Consider the following 14,852-nt stretch of genomic DNA (forward strand, 5'->3'; position numbering starts at 1 on the left):
GGAAGACGTGAGGGGCGGGCAGTAGACGTGGTGGACGGTGCCGGTGGGGCGGCGGGGGCGAGCGGCCAGACGGCGAGGTTGGAAGCCGACCTGGAACAACTCAAGTCTTTCCAGGGACGGGTGGACGCCCTCCTGACCGACCTCACGGGCTCCGAGGGCGGCCCGGACCGCCTCACGGGCAACCGCCTCGCGCAGGCGGTGCTGGGTAAGTCGTTCGGCGAGGCCGACGCCCTGTACTCCGCGTACGACGACGTCCACACCCAGCTGGCGACCCTCTCCCAGCTCCTGTTCGACCAGATCGAGGCGCTGGGCACGGCCATCCACGCCTCCCGGGTCGGCTACGCCAACATCGACCAGGAAGCGCGCGAACGCATGTGGGCCATCCAGGAGAGGGCCAAGGAGCACTACAACCGCGACCGGGACCCGCACCCCGCGAAGGACGTCCCGTCGGAGCCGAGTGCGAAGCCGACGCCGCCCCCGACGCCGGGCAGCCAGAAGGGCAGCATCTGATGACCACCCCACCTCCGGGCGGCGTAGGCCCGGTCATCCGGCGAACCGTCAACCCCGCCATGATCACGACCGACTTCGAGTCCCAGACCCACGAGCAGTTGCGCGCGATGATCGAGAGCGCGGATCCGGCTGCCACCCGGGCACTCGGCGACAGGCTCAAGACCGCCGGTGTCGCCATCGGCAAGATCGGCGAAGACCTCCGGACGTACATGTCCCACGTCAACTGGGAGGGCGAGGCCGGCGACGCCTTCCGCACGTGGGGCGCGAACATGGTCAACGCCACAACGCGGCTGGGGGAGTTCAGCGACAAGGCGGGCACGTGGATGGGCCACGCGGCGGAGACGCTGAGCTCGGTCAAGTCGTCGATGCCGGAGTACTCGGCGTCGTCGAAGACGACCCTGAACTCCTACCTGTCCCAGCACCCGGGAGGCTTCCTCCTCAAGCCCCCGACGTCCTCCGACGCCCCCAAGCCGGGCGGCGGCGTCCTGGCGGGCCCCACCCCGGAGGCGGCTACGGCGGCCCAGAAGCGCCTCGACGAGGACCACGCGGAGGCGGTGAGCCTGATGCGGAAGCTCGCGGGGTCGTATGTGTGGTCGGCGCACAACATGGGGCAGGTGGAGAGGCCGCAGTTTCAGCCGGTGAAGGAAAAGTTCATGCCGACGCCCGGAATTGACGGCGCGGATTACGTCCCGGCCCCAGGCGCTGCTGTACGTCCTGGTCAGGCCACCGAACCTGGGGTGACAGGCCCGCAGGCATACGAGGGAGGACCAGCCCGTGCCGCCGACACGGCTGTGCCCTCAGAACATGAGGGCCGGGTCGATGTAGCCGCAGTTGCAGGCGCAAGCGAGGGTGCGGTGTCCGGCCCTCGTCAGGAAACCGGCTCCGCTGCTGTGGAAATCGATGGTGGAGTGGCGACAACACAAGCTCCAGCCCTCCCCTCTAAGGGGCCAGTGGTCCCTTCCCACGAGGGTGGCGCGCCCGACCGGGCCTTGCCGTCCCTGCCCCAGAGCCTGCCTCCATTGGGGGATATCGGTCATACGAAGACGGGTGTCGTGAGGGGAGCGCCGATCGGCGAAGTACGGCAACGGATGGTCCCTGGAATGCCTGGGCAGGGTGTTGGAGGCGGGGCAGGCCCTGGTCAGGGCATCGGTGGCGGGCGGGTCAATATGCCCCGGATAGGCGTACCCAACGACGGCATCGTCGGCGGTCGGCCGATGCCACGCGCGACGGGGCCGTCACCGACCCAGGCCGCCCGAGGAACTGTCATCGGCGGCACTGAGTCTGGTTCAGGCCGCCCCCCGGTGGGCCACGGTATCGGCGCGGCCATTCCGGGAGCTCCGTCGGGCCGGATGGGCGGAGGCCAAGGCGGCGGTCGACGCCTGGCAACCGAAAGTGGCGGAGTTGTAGGCGGTCGTCTTGCGGGGGCAATGGATCGACCGTTCACACCAGGTGGAACGGGGCTTGTTCGAGGCCCGGGAGAGGCGAATCGGTCGCTCAATCGGAGCGCCTCCAGGTCCCGGCAACGTCCCGACTACCTGGTCGAGGACGAAGAGCCCTGGCCGCAGAGCGACCGACGTATCGTCCCACCCGTCATCGACTGATCTCAGGCAGAGGCAGACACATGCATCGCAGCGCAGGTTCCGGGACCGGCAGGCGGAGGGGCTTGGTATGTGGTGTCGCCGCACTCGTGGTTCTTGCGATCTCCGCTCAGTCCGCTCGTGCGGACGCAGTTCGTTCGCAGCAGTGGCACCTGGATGCCATGCGGGCTGAGGAGATGTGGAAAGCCAGTACAGGTGACGGTGTGACGGTGGCAGTCGTCGACAGCGGCGTGGACTCCGAGCTACCTGACCTACGTGGTCGGCTTCTTCCGGGCAGAGACTTTTCAGGAATCGCCGGAGGGGCTGACTCTGACTATGACGGCCATGGAACCAGGATGGCTGCGCTAATTGCAGGAACTGGAAAGGGTAGCGCAGGGGCAGGTGCCATGGGACTGGCGCCCGGAGCCAAGATTCTTCCCTTGCGTGTTGTCAACGACAAGGCCCCAGTAACTCAGACAGCACCAGGCACTGCCATGAGTGCGGCGATCCGGTATGCGGCGGATTCTGAGGCGAAGATCATCAATATTTCGATGGGAAGGCCAGAAAGGAGCTCGCTGGAGGCGGATGCCATTGAGTACGCCATCTCTAAGGGCAAGCTGGTATTTGCTGGTGTCGGCAACTGGGGCAATAAAGCTAACCCTGTCGTTTACCCAGCGGCGTTCCCTGGAGTGGTGGGCGTAGCCGGAGTGGACCAGGAGATCGAAGCGACGGCGGAGTCGGAGCGCGGTCCGCAAGTCGACCTGGCAGCCCCGGGCGACAACTTGGTCATCACCTGCAAGGGCGGCACCGGAGTCTGCCGGAGCCACGGGACCAGCGGCGCCACCGCCCTAGCATCGGCCTCCGCCGCCCTCCTCTGGTCCGTGCACCCCGACTGGACCGCCAACCAAATCACCCGCGTCCTCATCAACACCGCCGGCGGCCCCCAGAACGGCGACAAGCGCAGCGACTCGATCGGCTACGGAGTAGTCCGCCCCCGCATCGCCCTCAAGAACCCCGGCGACCCGGGTCCCGCCGACGTGAACCCCCTCCCGGGCCCCAACGCACCCGCGCCGCAGGCAACCGCATCGCGCGCCACCGGCGGCATGCCCCCGCGCTCCGCCGCCAATGACAACGGCGACGGCCTGCTCTCGACGCGCAACGTCCTCGCGGTAGGCGTCGCTGCCGCAGTAGCGGCAGCCGTCGCCATTCCGGTGGGGCTCAATAGGCGTCGCAGGTCACGCCGGATGTAGCGTGCCGCAGGCATCCGCGCGATCACAGGGCATCGCGCACACCGATCAGACAGCAAAGCACTAGTCGTGAGGGTTCCGGGAAGGAACTCCGTGGGGGAGACGCGTCGTGAGCGACAGCGGCAAGGTTCTGGACATCAAGACCGAGGACATCAAGTCGTCCGCACCGGTCTTTCACGAGCAGAGCCAGAAGCTGAGCGATGCACTCACCAAGCTTGTGCAGACCTTGGACGGCCTCGGCGAACCGTGGGGTGATGACGACGGGGTCAAGAAGTTCGTGGCCTCCTATCTCAAGCAGCAGAAGGCCATCGAGCGTGCCACGGCCACCCTTGTCCTGGGCCTTGTCAGCGTCCATGAGGCGATGAACGACATGGCGGACGGCCACGTCGAGAACGACGATCTGATCGCAGGGATGTTCGCCAAGGCCAAGCCCGGGCACGGCGGCGCCAAGTGAGTGTTGCGGACGAGGCGAAGAACGCCCTCAAGGCGATAGGCCTGCACTGGCCGGACGGCGATCCGGGCAAGCTGCGCAAGGCCGCCGCCGCTTGGGAGACGTTCGCCGACAGCGTCGACGCGGTGCGCACCCCCGTGAACAACACCGCCGGTGCGCTCATACGCAATAACAAGGGCGAGGCGATCGACGCCTTCGAGACCTTCTGGGGCCGTTACGCGGGTGACGGGGGCAAGGGCTGGCTGAGCGATATCGCGAAGGCTGCCCGGGAGATGGCCACGGGGCTCAAGAATCTGGCGAAGGTCATCGAGGATGCCGTCGACAAGCTGCAGGAAGCCCTCGCCATCAATGCCGTGGTCATCGCCGCTGGTTTCGGCCTGGCGGCCTTCACCGCCGGCCTTACCGCCGAGGCGTCCGCACCACGCTCTGGGGAGCCCGCTTGCCGGCTCCGCCGGAGGGTGCTGTCGACTGCCCTCTTCGTTTCCCGGGGCAGTACCACGATGCCGAAACGGGCCTGAACTACAACTACTTCCGCTATTACGATCCGGGGATCGCGAGTTATGTAAGCCCTGACCCGCTTGGGCTTGATCCCGCACCCAATCAGCACGCCTATGTTCTCAATCCCTTGAGTTGGATAGATTCGCTGGGGTTGCAAGGTTGCTCGAACCTGAAATTTGAGCCTTCTCCGAAACATGGAAAAACGCAGCGAGGGGATGCGGCCCCCGAGCCCGCCAACCCTCAGGCAGCCTTGGACAGGTCAGTATCTTTGGGTCCCAATACGACGCGCAGGGTGAGTGTTGACCGTGAATCGGGCGAATTCTCCGTGTTCGATCAAACTCATCCCGGCAAGGACATCTATCATGGTCATGCCCGGTCCTGGGGTGAATTGAACCCCAAGATGCAGAGTGCGTTGCGGAAGGCGGGGCTGGTGAATGGGAAGGGTAAGATTATCGCTCCAGAATAGTAAAGGAAGATGACGGGGTGAATGAATGTGAGAGGTTAATGGAATATAGATCGCCGATTCCTGTCTCGCGAGAAGAAGCCGAGGAAGCTTTTTTGAGTGGGAGTGTGGATGAAATCTGCCCGGTGCTGATTTCAGTGGCACTTAACGACCCCGACCGAGAATGGGTGGAGGCGCGGATTGTTACCTACTTGCGGCACGATGATGCAATATTGAGAAGGTGTGCTGCAGTTTCACTTGGGCACTCGGCGAGAGTTCGTGGCGTGGTTGGCCCGGAAGCCCTGGCCACTCTTCGGGCTCTAGTAGCCGACCCTGCGATGGTCGGGTCTGCTGAGGACGCGATGGATGACATTGAGATGTTTACGCGTAGGAAGTGGTAGCCAGCCCTGATCTCTCTGCGGCGGGATCTGCGGGCTGGCCGTGAAGCATTGGAACGCCACAGCCTCAAGCTTCCCTCACTGCGGGTGGAGCGTGCCGCCATCGAGGAAGAGCTCATCCAACTCGGTGGCGCACGTCCGGACGTGGTGCGGGGGCTTGTCGAAGCGCTGTGCGACCGGCCGCCGAGATAGTCGTTAGCTCGCCACCCGTTCCCGCTCCGCCTCCGCCCCCTTCAGGGGGAGTACCCACAGCGCGGCCCACAGCACCGTTCGTGTCACCAGGCCCGCCAAGGCCGCCGCCGCGATGCCGTTCACGTGGAGGTCACCGCCCGCCAGGGCGAAGAGCCAGGCGGCCAGGAGCCATATCAGGGTGTCCTGGAGCCAGCCCGCCGCTCCGAGGATGAGGAGGACCGCCGGGACCTTGGGGCGGGTGAAGACCGGGGTGGTGTCCACCACGGTGGTCAGGATCATGAAGAGGAGGGCGGTCAAGGCCGCCGTCAGGAGTCTGTCCGGCAGGCCGTCGCCGCCGAGGGTTACTCCGGGAAGGAGGCCCGCGGACAGCGCAATGCCCGCCAGCAGGCCGATCTTGCGCTGGTTTTCTTCAGTCATGGGCGTGACTGTGACATGACGTCACCGCTCGCGAAAAATCCCGGAACCGGCCCAGCGCCCTCCCGTGGCCGGAATCCGACCCGCACCCACCAGCGATGTCACGGGAACGACTGAGACAGCTGGTGCATAAGCCACACCATGCCGCCCACCACCGTGAGCGTGACGGCGGAGCCGATAAAGAGCCCTATGAGAGCCATGCGGCCATTGCTCGCCTCGCCGCGCCTCGCCCTGCGGACACCGACCGTGCCAAAGATGATCGCCGCGATGCCGACCGGGATCGTGAGGAGGATCCCCCAGAGCGTGGCTACGAGCCCGACAGCCACCATGCTGAGCACCAGCGCCGCCACTCCCGCGCCGTCTCGGTCGTCCGGCGTCGGCAGGCTGTCGGACGGCGGCAACGTGGCTCGTTGTGTCATGCCCCGACCGTATGGACGCCTCACCCCGGCGGGCATCGGGACTGGTACTCATCCACCGGCTGCCCGGGTACTCATTCAGAGGCCGTGGCGGGAATCGAACCCGCGTAACTCGCTTTGCAGGCGAGCCCCTCAACCACTCGGGCACACGGCCGTGTTGTGCCTTCCCGCATGACCATAGGTGCGTGATGGTCAGAGCTCAATGGCCCCGTCGGGGTTGGCGCAAGTTGCCATATGGCTGACATGCCGCGTTCATCGAGGTTCATCGTCGTTCGCCGAGGATCCCAGGAACTCCTCCACCACCGGGCCGAACATCTCCGGCTCGTCCACCCACGGGTAGTGGCCCACCCCGTGCAGCGGCCTCAGCCTGGCGTTCGGGATGGACTCCGCGACCAGTTCCCCCGCCCGCATGCCCGTCACGCCGTCACGGTCGCCGGTCACCACCAGCGTCGGGCACTCCAGCTCGCGCAGGGCCGCGAGGAGGGCCAGGCGGGCGTGTTCGTCGACGCCCTGCCAGAAGCCGGCGCGGGGGACCGGGTTCAGCTGGTCGCCCTCGGTGGCCGCGTGGGTGCGTTGGGGGGTGTCCCAGCGGCCGTAGGCCAGGGGGGCCGCGCGGAGGAGGAGGGAGCGGACCTCCGCCATGTCCGTCGCCTGGGCCAGCATGTGGACGGCCACGTACGCGTCCTTCCACCAGGGTTCCGTGGCGCGGGACTCGAAGATCTGCTCGGCGTCGTCGGGGAGTTCGCCCTGGAGCCGCGAGCCGGGGGTGACCAGGACCAGGTGGGTCAGGTGGTGCCCGTGGGAGGCCGCGTACGCCTGGGCCGTCGCGCATGCCGCGTCGTGGGCGAGCAGCGCGAAGCGCGGGACGTCCAGATGGGCGCGGAGCGCCTCCAGGTCCTGGGCCAGGGAGGGGAAGGCGTACGCGGCGGGGTCCGCGGCCGTCGGGGAGGCGCCCGTGCCGCGGCTGTCGGGGACGATCAGGGTGCGGTGCGCGTCGAGGCCGCCCAGATCGTCCAGATATGCGGCGTCGCGGCCCGGCCCGCCGGCCAGGCAGACCAGCGGCGGGGCCGTCGAGCCATCACGTGCTTCCCGCACGGTGTAGGCCAGGTCCGCGCCGTCGAAGGACGTGAAATGCGAAACGTAGGGAGGCATGGCCTCTTCTCTGCCCGATTTGCGCAAGCCCATTCGTGATCCAAAAGCAGCCATCGGCCACTTGCCCGGTTATCCCAACCTCCGCTTATGATTCAGCGGTGTTCGACTCCCGGCACATCAGGACGTTCCACGAAGTGGTCAAGGCCGGTTCCTACTCGGCGGCCGCTCGCTCGCTGGGCTATACGCAGCCCGCGATCACGCAGCAGATGAAGGCCCTCGAACGTTCCGTCGGGACGCCGCTCTTCATCCGTGTCGGCCGCCGGATGCGGCTCACCGAGGCCGGTGAGGCCCTCTCCCGGCACGCCGAGACCATCCTCGACAGCCTCACCGCAGCCCAGGCGCAGATGAGTTCCCTCACCCGGCTGCGCTCCGGACGCGTGAGGGTCTGCGCCTTCCCCAGTGCCAGCGCCACCCTCATACCCGAGACGGTGGCCCGCCTCGCCATCGACCATCCCGGTGTCCGGGTCGAGCTCCAGGAGAGCGAACCCCCCGACTCACTCCACCGTCTCGTGCGCGGCGAGTGCGACATCACGCTCGCCTTCACCTATCCCGGCCTGCGGGAACAGGTCCCCGACGAGCTCGTCGAGATACCGCTCATGGAGGACCAGCTCACCGTCCTGCTGCCGATAGGGCATCCGCTCGCCCGCCGGCGTGCCGTCAAACTCGCCGATCTCGCGGAGGAGCGCTGGATCGCGGGCTGTCTGCGCTGCCGCACCAACTTCCTGCACGAGTGCGCCGAGCAGGGCTTCGCGCCCGACATCGCGTTCACGACCGACGACAATCTCGTCGTCCAGTCGCTCGTCGCGGAGGGGCTCGGCGTCGCGATGATGCCCGGGCTCGTCCTGTCCTTCCTTCGCCACGACAAGATCACCGGGCGGGCGCTGGACCCCGCCTGCCGCCGCCAGGTCTCCGCCTACGTCCTCCGCGACCACCTCCGCATCCCCGCCACCGCACTCGTCATGGACGGGCTGAAAGCGGTCGCCGCCCGCCGCGTCGGATGTTGAGCGACAGCGACGGGCGTTCCGCGCGCGACACACATCCATAAGCCTGTGTTGGCACCCTGCCAAGAAACTGTCGTTGGACGTGATGGTTCCGACGGCTCGACTCTGCACGTATGACCACACCCACCGCAGCCTTGACGACCGCTCGACTCGATCAGCTCGTCGACGACGTCCGGGTGGCCGTAGGCCGTGGCCTGCCGCCCGACACGACGGCGTACCTCGTCGGCGAGCGGCTCGCGGGCCACCTCGGCGCCCCCGACCTGCTCACCGCCGAACAGCGCGAGGGCGACCTGGACCGCTACCGCCAGCACATCCTGCACGCCGAATCCGACGGCAGCTTCTCCGTCGTCGCGCTCGTCTGGCTGCCCGGTCAGCAGACCGCCGTCCACGACCACGTCTCGTGGTGCGTCACCGGCGTCCACGAGGGCCAGGAGAGCGAGCGCCGCTACCGGCTCGTCCCCGACGGCACGACGGCCCGCCTCGTCGCCACGGAGGATGTGATCAACGGCCAGGGCGACGTCTGCGGCTTCGCCCCGCCCGGTGACATCCACCGCGTGCGCAACTCCTGTTCGTCCAAGGCGATCTCCATTCACATCTACGGCGCCGACGTCGCCCGTCTCGGCTCCAGCGTCCGGCGCGTCTACGACCTGCCGGTCGGCGAACTGTGATGACCTTGCAGGTCCCCCGAGTTCCCTCCCCGCGAGGAGTGCCGTCGTGGCACTGATCAGCTCGCGCGTACGGGACCACGCGGTCGGCGACGGCGGCGCTCCCGGCGCGCCCAAGCCGCCGCGCAAGGTCCCCGCCCCCCTCCCCGGGCTCGCCATGGCCGCCGCGGGCGTCGCGCTCGCCTGGGCGGTCCACCTGCTCGTACCCGCCGTCCCCATGCTCACCGCCGCCGTCGTGCTCGGCATCGCCGCCGCGCACACCCCCGGCCTGCGCGCCCGCATACGCGGCACCGGCCGGGCCGGGCTGACCATGGCCGGCAAGCGGCTCATGCGGATCGGCATCGTGCTGCTCGGCCTCAAGCTCAGCCTCCACGACGTCCTCGGGCTCGGCTGGGCCACCGTCGTGATGGTGCTCGCCGTCGTCGCCGCCACGTTCGGCGGGACGCTCTGGCTCGGGCGCAAGCTCGGACTGCGCGGCGACCAGCCGCTGCTGATCGCCACCGGCTACTCCATCTGCGGCGCCTCCGCGATCGGCGCGGTCAGCGAGGTGACGGGCAGCGACGAGGAGGACGTCGCGACGTCCGTGGCCCTCGTGACGCTCTGCGGCACGCTCGCCATCGCCGTACTGCCGCTGCTGCACCACCCGCTCGGCCTCGACGACGCGCAGTTCGGACGCTGGGTCGGCGCGGGCGTGCACGACGTCGGACAGGTCGTGGCCACCGCCCAGACCGCCGGGCCGGACGCCCTGACCGACGCCGTCCTCGTCAAGCTCATGCGGGTGGCCATGCTCGCGCCGCTCGTCGCCGCCGTCGCCATGTCCGTACGGGCCCGCCGCGCCGCCCCGGCCGGTGCCTCGACGGGCAAGCGGCCCGCGCTCGTCCCCCTCTTCGTCCTCGGCTTCCTCGCCATGGTCGCCGTCCGCAGCACCGGCCTGGTGCCCGGCGGGGTGCTCGACGTCGCCCAGCACGCGCAGGAGCTGCTGCTCGCCGCCGCCCTCTTCGGGCTCGGCAGCGCGGTGCACCTGCCCTCGCTCGTCCGGACCGGGGGCCGGGTCGCGGCGCTCGGGCTGTCGTCGTGGGTCGTGATCGCCGGAGCGTCGTACGTGGGCGTGCTGCTCACCACATGACGCGCGTCCCCTCCGCCTCCCGCGGCTCCGCAGGCCCTTCGGCCTACGACGGATTGCCGAGTCGACTCCCGTCGCACGACAGGTGTCGACCGGCTTCCCCGCTCCTACGCTGACGCCCATGACCGCCTCCGATTCCCCGGCCGTGGGTGCCGACGTCCCCGCCATATCCCCACCCGATCGCGACACCGGACACGACACCGACAGCGGTGACGGCGGCGTCCTCGGGCGGCGCTACCGGGCCCTCACCCTCGGCATCGTCTCCGTCGTCTCGCTCATCGCCTTCGAGGCGAGCGCGGTCAACACCGCCATGCCCGTCGCGGCCGAGGCGCTCGACGGGATCGAGCTCTACGCCTTCGCCTTCTCCGCCTTCTTCACGGCGAGCCTCTTCGCGATGACCCTGTCGGGGGAGTGGTGCGACCGCACCGGGCCGCTGGTGCCCCTCTTCACCGGCATCGCCGCCTTCGGCACGGGCCTGGTGATAGCGGGCTCGGCCGGGCGGATGTGGATGTTCGTGGCCGGGCGCGGAGTGCAGGGCATCGGCGCCGGGCTGGTGATCGTCGCGCTGTACGTGGTGGTCGGCCGGGCCTACCCCGAGCGGCTCCGGCCGGCCGTCATGGCCTCGTTCTCGGCGGCCTGGGTCGTGCCGGTGATCGTCGGTCCCCTCGTCGCGGGCACGGTCACCGAGCAGCTCGGCTGGCGCTGGGTGTTCCTGGCCATCCCGGTGCTGATCCTGCTGCCCCTCGCCGTGATGCTCCCGGCGCTGCGCGCCCTCCCCGCCGCCGCCCGCGAAGCCGCCCCCGGCCGCAGCCGCGTCGGGCTCGCCCTCGCCGTGGCCGTCGGCGCGGGACTGCTGCAGTACGCGGGCCAGGACCTCAAGGCCTGGTCCCTGCTGCCCGCCGCGGCCGGGCTCGCCCTCCTCGTCCCGTGCGTCCTGCGCCTGCTGCCCCCGGGCACCTTCCGCGCCGCGCGCGGTCTGCCGTCGGTCGTGCTGCTGCGCGGCATCGCACAGGGCTCCTTCCTGGCCGCCGAGACCTTCGTCCCGCTGATGCTGGTGACCGAGCGCGGGCTGTCCGCGACCATGGCCGGGCTGTCGCTCACCGGCGGCGGGCTGAGCTGGGCGCTCGCCTCGTTCACCCAGAGCCGCGGCCGCGCCGAGCCGCACCGCGAGCGGCTGATGAGCCTCGGCATGGCGCTGCTGGCGCTGGCCGTCGCGTTGCTGCCGACCGTGCTGATCGACGGGGTGCCGGTGTGGGTGGTCGCCGTCTCCTGGGTCATCGGCGGCTACGGCATGGGGCTCACGATCTCCGGTGGGGCGGTGCTGCTGCTCAAGCTCTCCCGGCCCGGGGAGGAGGGGACGAACTCCGCTTCGCTCCAGGTGTCGGACGCGCTCGGCAGTGTGGCGCTGGTGGGGGTGGCGGGTGTGCTGTTCGTCTCTTGCGGGGGTGGGGCGGTGACGGCGCATGCGGGTGCGGGTGCGGGGGCGCCGGGTGGGGCGTTTGTGGCGGTGTTCTTGTTGGGGGTGGTGTGTGCGGGGGTGGGGGCGTGTGTGGGTGCGCGGTTGAAGCCGCGGGGGTAGGTCCTTCCCCGGTCCCGCCCCTTCCCGTAACCGGGGGCTCCGCCCCCGGGCCCCCGGTCCTCAAGCGCCGGATGGGCTGGAGTTGTCGGGGCTCCGCCTCCGGGCCCCCGGTCCTCAATCGCCGGACGGGCGGAGTTGTCGGGGGCTCCGCCCCGGGCTCTCGGTGCTCAATCGTCGGACGGGCTTGAACGGTGTGACCTCTGTCCCACACCCGGGTGAGCCCGGGGCGTAGCACCCGGGACGCACCGCCGACGCGGGTAGGCTGACGCGGTTGCCGATCGCCGACCCAGCCGACGGAGACCGTGACTACCACCACCGCCAATCACCACCTTTCGCCCGCCTTCCCCGGCAGGGCCCCTTGGGGTACCGCCAACAAGCTGCGCGCCTGGCAGGAAGGCGCGATGGGGAAGTACGTACAGGAACAGCCGCGCGACTTTCTCGCCGTCGCCACCCCGGGCGCGGGCAAGACCACCTTCGCCCTCACCCTCGCGTCCTGGTTGCTGCACCACCACGTCGTCCAGCAGGTGACCGTGGTCGCGCCCACCGAGCACCTCAAGAAGCAGTGGGCCGAGGCCGCCGCCCGGATAGGCATCAAGCTCGACCCGGAGTACAGCGCCGGCCCCCTCGGCCGCGAGTACCACGGCGTCGCCGTCACCTACGCCGGTGTCGGTGTGCGGCCCATGCTCCACCGCAACCGCTGCGAGCAGCGCAAGACGCTCGTCATCCTCGACGAGATCCACCACGCCGGCGACTCCCGGTCCTGGGGCGAGGCATGCCTGGAGGCGTTCGAGCCGGCCACCCGCCGGCTGTGCCTGACCGGCACGCCCTTCCGCTCCGACACCAACCCCATCCCCTTCGTCACGTACGAGGAGGGCAACGACGGCATCCGCCGCTCGTCCGCCGACTACACCTACGGCTACGGCAACGCGCTCGCCGACGGCGTCGTGCGGCCGGTCATCTTCCTCTCCTACAGCGGCAACATGCGCTGGCGCACCAAGGCGGGCGACGAGCTGGAGGCCCGGCTCGGCGAGCCCATGACCAAGGACGCCGTCTCGCAGGCCTGGCGCACCGCCCTGGACCCGCGCGGCGACTGGATGCCGAACGTGCTGCGCGCCGCCGACCAGCGGCTGACGGAGGTCCGCAAGGGCATCCCGGACGCCGGTGCCCTCGTCATCGCCGCCGACCAGGACTCGGCCCGCGCCTACGCCAAGCTGATCCGGGAGATCACCGGCGAGGCGGCGACGGTGGTCCTGTCCGACGACACCGGCGCCTCCCAGCGCATCGACGACTTCGCGGCCTCCGACGCCCGCTGGATGGTCGCCGTGCGCATGGTGTCCGAGGGCGTGGACGTGCCCCGGCTGGCCGTCGGCGTCTACGCGACGACGATCTCCACGCCGCTGTTCTTCGCCCAGGCCGTCGGGCGCTTCGTGCGCTCGCGCCGCCGTGGCGAGACCGCGTCCGTCTTCGTGCCCACCATCCCCACCCTGCTGACCTTCGCCAACGAGATGGAGGTCGAGCGGGACCACGTCCTCGACAAGCCGAAGAAGGACGGCGAGGAGGACCCCTACGCCGAGGAGGACAAGCTCCTCGCCGAGGCCGAGCGCCAGCAGGACGAGGACACCGGCGAGGACGACCAGCTCTCCTTCGAGGCGCTGGAGTCCGACGCGGTCTTCGACCGGGTGCTCTACGACGGTGCCGAGTTCGGCATGCAGGCGCACGCGGGCAGCCCGGAGGAGCAGGACTACCTCGGCATCCCGGGCCTGCTGGAGCCGGACCAGGTGCAGATGCTGCTCCAGAAGCGGCAGGCACGGCAGATCGCGCACAGCCGCAAGCGGCCCGACGCGGAGGCCGACCTGCTCGAACTGCCCGCCGAACGGCGGCCGGTGGTCACCCACAAGGAGCTGCTGGAGCTGCGCAAGCAGCTCAACACCCTGGTCGGCGCGTATGTGCACCAGAGCGGCAAGCCGCACGGCGTGATCCACACCGAGCTGCGCCGGGTCTGCGGCGGGCCGCCGAGCGCGGAGGCCACGGCGGGGCAGCTGAACGAGCGGATCAACAAGGTCCGCGAGTGGGCCACCCGCATGAAGTAGAACGCGTCCCTCATCGCCGGACGGGCTGGATCAGCCCGTCCGGCGATGTCGTTCAGCTGTCCGCATGCTGGGAACCCGTGCTCGATATTCGTGAATCAGCCGCGCGCTGACCGGATTGTGAGCAGACTCTTCCGCTGAGCGGACCGGCTCGCTACCGTGCCGGTCACGCACACGCCCCGTGGCAGCGCCGCCGCGGAGCGCAGCCGGTGCCATGCGACAAAGCGGCCGGCGGCCTCTTGTCGCGCGCTGCCGGACGGGACCGGTGGCGCGAAACCCCCACCGGGACGAGAGCCCGCCACTCATCGGAGGAGGGCCTCGTGACCGCGGAGACCTCACAGACACTCGACCGGGGACTGCGCGTCCTCAAACTGCTCGCCGATACCGACCACGGCCTGACGGTCACCGAGCTGTCCATCAAGCTCGGCGTCAACCGCACGGTCGTCTACCGTCTGCTCGCCACGTTGGAGATGCACGCGCTCGTCCGCCGGGACATAGGCGGCCGGGCCAGAGTCGGGCTCGGTGTGCTGCGGCTCGGCCGCCAGGTGCATCCGCTCGTCCGGGAGGCGGCCCTGCCCGCCCTGCGCTCCCTGGCCGAGGACATAGGCGCCACCGCCCACCTCACTCTCGTCGACGGCACCGAGGCGCTCGCGGTGGCCGTCGTCGAACCGACGTGGACGGACTATCACGTGGCCTACCGCGCCGGGTTCCGGCATCCGCTGGACCGGGGCGCGGCCGGCCGGGCGATACTCGCCGCCCGCCGGGGCGAGGTCGACAGTCCCGGCTACATGCTCACCCACGGCGAACTCGAGGCCGGCGCGAGCGGGGCGGCCGCGCCGCTGCTCGGGGTGACCGGCATCGAGGGCAGCGTGGGCGTCGTCATGCTCGCCGACTCCGTGCCCGCCCGGGTCGGCCCCCGGGTGATGGAAGCGGCGAAGGAGGTCGCGGACGCGTTGCGGTGACATGACGCTGCGCTGGGCTTGTTCGGGTTCCCCCGGGGGGCCCGGGCGGGTGGTTCGGCTTCCGCCGCACCACCGCTGCGCGGCGGTGTCCTCAATCGCCGGACGGGCTTGATGTGGCTGAGCTCAGCCACATCAAGC

General features: G+C 69.6%; 14 protein-coding genes, 1 tRNA gene and 1 pseudogene. 12 read left to right on the forward strand and 4 right to left on the reverse strand.

The window, feature by feature from the left end; translation table 11 throughout:
* The first annotated feature begins 27 nt into the window (after nt 1-27).
* From ACZ53N_RS15810 to ACZ53N_RS15835, 6 genes and pseudogenes are all read left to right on the forward strand, one after another.
* Nucleotides 28-510, forward strand: a complete 483-nt coding sequence (locus tag ACZ53N_RS15810) for a hypothetical protein (protein WP_469141419.1) — start codon at nt 28-30, stop codon at nt 508-510.
* A gap of 59 nt (nt 511-569) precedes the next feature.
* A complete protein-coding gene (locus ACZ53N_RS15815) occupies nt 570-2,111 on the forward strand; it encodes a WXG100 family type VII secretion target (RefSeq protein WP_469141420.1) in 1,542 nt (513 codons plus the stop codon).
* Between the two features lie 158 nt (nt 2,112-2,269).
* Nucleotides 2,270-3,337 carry a type VII secretion-associated serine protease mycosin gene (mycP, locus tag ACZ53N_RS15820; protein ID WP_469141421.1) on the forward strand — a complete coding sequence of 356 codons (1,068 nt, stop codon included), beginning with the start codon at nt 2,270-2,272 and terminating at the stop codon, nt 3,335-3,337.
* Nucleotides 3,338-3,443: 106 nt separating this feature from the next.
* The gene (locus ACZ53N_RS15825) at nt 3,444-3,788 is read left to right on the forward strand and encodes a hypothetical protein (protein WP_469141422.1); all 345 of its coding nucleotides are present in this window, start codon (nt 3,444-3,446) and stop codon (nt 3,786-3,788) included.
* Nucleotides 3,785-4,303, forward strand: coding sequence for a WXG100 family type VII secretion target (locus tag ACZ53N_RS15830; protein WP_469141423.1), 519 nt, complete (start codon nt 3,785-3,787; stop codon nt 4,301-4,303). The genes ACZ53N_RS15825 and ACZ53N_RS15830 overlap by 4 nt, the downstream gene beginning before the upstream one ends.
* A pseudogene (locus ACZ53N_RS15835) lies at nt 4,201-4,446 on the forward strand (RHS repeat-associated core domain-containing protein); the annotation flags it as partial. The gene ACZ53N_RS15830 and the pseudogene ACZ53N_RS15835, both read left to right, overlap by 103 nt.
* 872 nt (nt 4,447-5,318) lie before the next feature.
* Here ACZ53N_RS15835 and ACZ53N_RS15840 read toward each other — a convergent pair.
* From ACZ53N_RS15840 to ACZ53N_RS15855, 4 genes are all read right to left on the reverse strand, one after another.
* Complete coding sequence (locus ACZ53N_RS15840) at nt 5,319-5,732, reverse strand: hypothetical protein (protein ID WP_469141424.1); 414 nt, start codon at nt 5,730-5,732, stop codon at nt 5,319-5,321.
* 98 nt (nt 5,733-5,830) lie between these two features.
* Nucleotides 5,831-6,148, reverse strand: a complete 318-nt coding sequence (locus tag ACZ53N_RS15845) for a DUF4190 domain-containing protein (RefSeq protein ID WP_469141425.1) — start codon at nt 6,146-6,148, stop codon at nt 5,831-5,833.
* Nucleotides 6,149-6,227: 79 nt separating this feature from the next.
* Nucleotides 6,228-6,299 (reverse strand) — tRNA-Cys (locus ACZ53N_RS15850).
* A 98-nt stretch (nt 6,300-6,397) separates the two neighbouring features.
* Complete coding sequence (locus ACZ53N_RS15855) at nt 6,398-7,297, reverse strand: alpha/beta fold hydrolase (RefSeq protein ID WP_469141426.1); 900 nt, start codon at nt 7,295-7,297, stop codon at nt 6,398-6,400.
* A gap of 98 nt (nt 7,298-7,395) precedes the next feature.
* Between ACZ53N_RS15855 and ACZ53N_RS15860 the strand changes: the two genes are divergently transcribed.
* The 6 genes from ACZ53N_RS15860 to ACZ53N_RS15885 all read left to right on the forward strand — a co-directional run bounded on the left by ACZ53N_RS15860 (nt 7,396) and on the right by ACZ53N_RS15885 (nt 14,714).
* Nucleotides 7,396-8,301, forward strand: a complete 906-nt coding sequence (locus ACZ53N_RS15860) for a LysR family transcriptional regulator (protein ID WP_469141427.1) — start codon at nt 7,396-7,398, stop codon at nt 8,299-8,301.
* A 110-nt stretch (nt 8,302-8,411) separates the two neighbouring features.
* Nucleotides 8,412-8,966, forward strand: coding sequence for a cysteine dioxygenase family protein (locus tag ACZ53N_RS15865; RefSeq protein ID WP_469141428.1), 555 nt, complete (start codon nt 8,412-8,414; stop codon nt 8,964-8,966).
* A gap of 46 nt (nt 8,967-9,012) precedes the next feature.
* Nucleotides 9,013-10,089, forward strand: a complete 1,077-nt coding sequence (locus tag ACZ53N_RS15870) for a YeiH family protein (RefSeq protein ID WP_469141429.1) — start codon at nt 9,013-9,015, stop codon at nt 10,087-10,089.
* 118 nt (nt 10,090-10,207) lie between these two features.
* Nucleotides 10,208-11,665, forward strand: a complete 1,458-nt coding sequence (locus ACZ53N_RS15875) for an MFS transporter (RefSeq protein ID WP_469141430.1) — start codon at nt 10,208-10,210, stop codon at nt 11,663-11,665.
* A 302-nt stretch (nt 11,666-11,967) separates the two neighbouring features.
* Nucleotides 11,968-13,755 (forward strand): DEAD/DEAH box helicase, encoded by a 1,788-nt coding sequence (locus ACZ53N_RS15880; RefSeq protein ID WP_469141431.1) that lies wholly within the window; start codon nt 11,968-11,970, stop codon nt 13,753-13,755.
* 317 nt (nt 13,756-14,072) lie between these two features.
* A complete protein-coding gene (locus ACZ53N_RS15885) occupies nt 14,073-14,714 on the forward strand; it encodes an IclR family transcriptional regulator (RefSeq protein WP_130878056.1) in 642 nt (213 codons plus the stop codon).
* Nucleotides 14,715-14,852 lie beyond the last annotated feature (138 nt).

This window comes from Streptomyces sp. NPDC033229, assembly GCF_055576875.1.

Coding starts and splice junctions, on each gene's coding strand:
- ACZ53N_RS15815 (WP_469141420.1), top strand. CDS start 570: ATGATCACGACCGACTTCGAGTCCCAGACCCACGAGCAGTTGCGCGCG.
- mycP (WP_469141421.1), top strand. CDS start 2,270: ATGCGGGCTGAGGAGATGTGGAAAGCCAGTACAGGTGACGGTGTGACG.
- ACZ53N_RS15840 (WP_469141424.1), bottom strand. CDS start 5,732: ATGACTGAAGAAAACCAGCGCAAGATCGGCCTGCTGGCGGGCATTGCG.
- ACZ53N_RS15845 (WP_469141425.1), bottom strand. CDS start 6,148: ATGACACAACGAGCCACGTTGCCGCCGTCCGACAGCCTGCCGACGCCG.
- ACZ53N_RS15855 (WP_469141426.1), bottom strand. CDS start 7,297: ATGCCTCCCTACGTTTCGCATTTCACGTCCTTCGACGGCGCGGACCTG.
- ACZ53N_RS15865 (WP_469141428.1), top strand. CDS start 8,412: ATGACCACACCCACCGCAGCCTTGACGACCGCTCGACTCGATCAGCTC.
- ACZ53N_RS15875 (WP_469141430.1), top strand. CDS start 10,208: ATGACCGCCTCCGATTCCCCGGCCGTGGGTGCCGACGTCCCCGCCATA.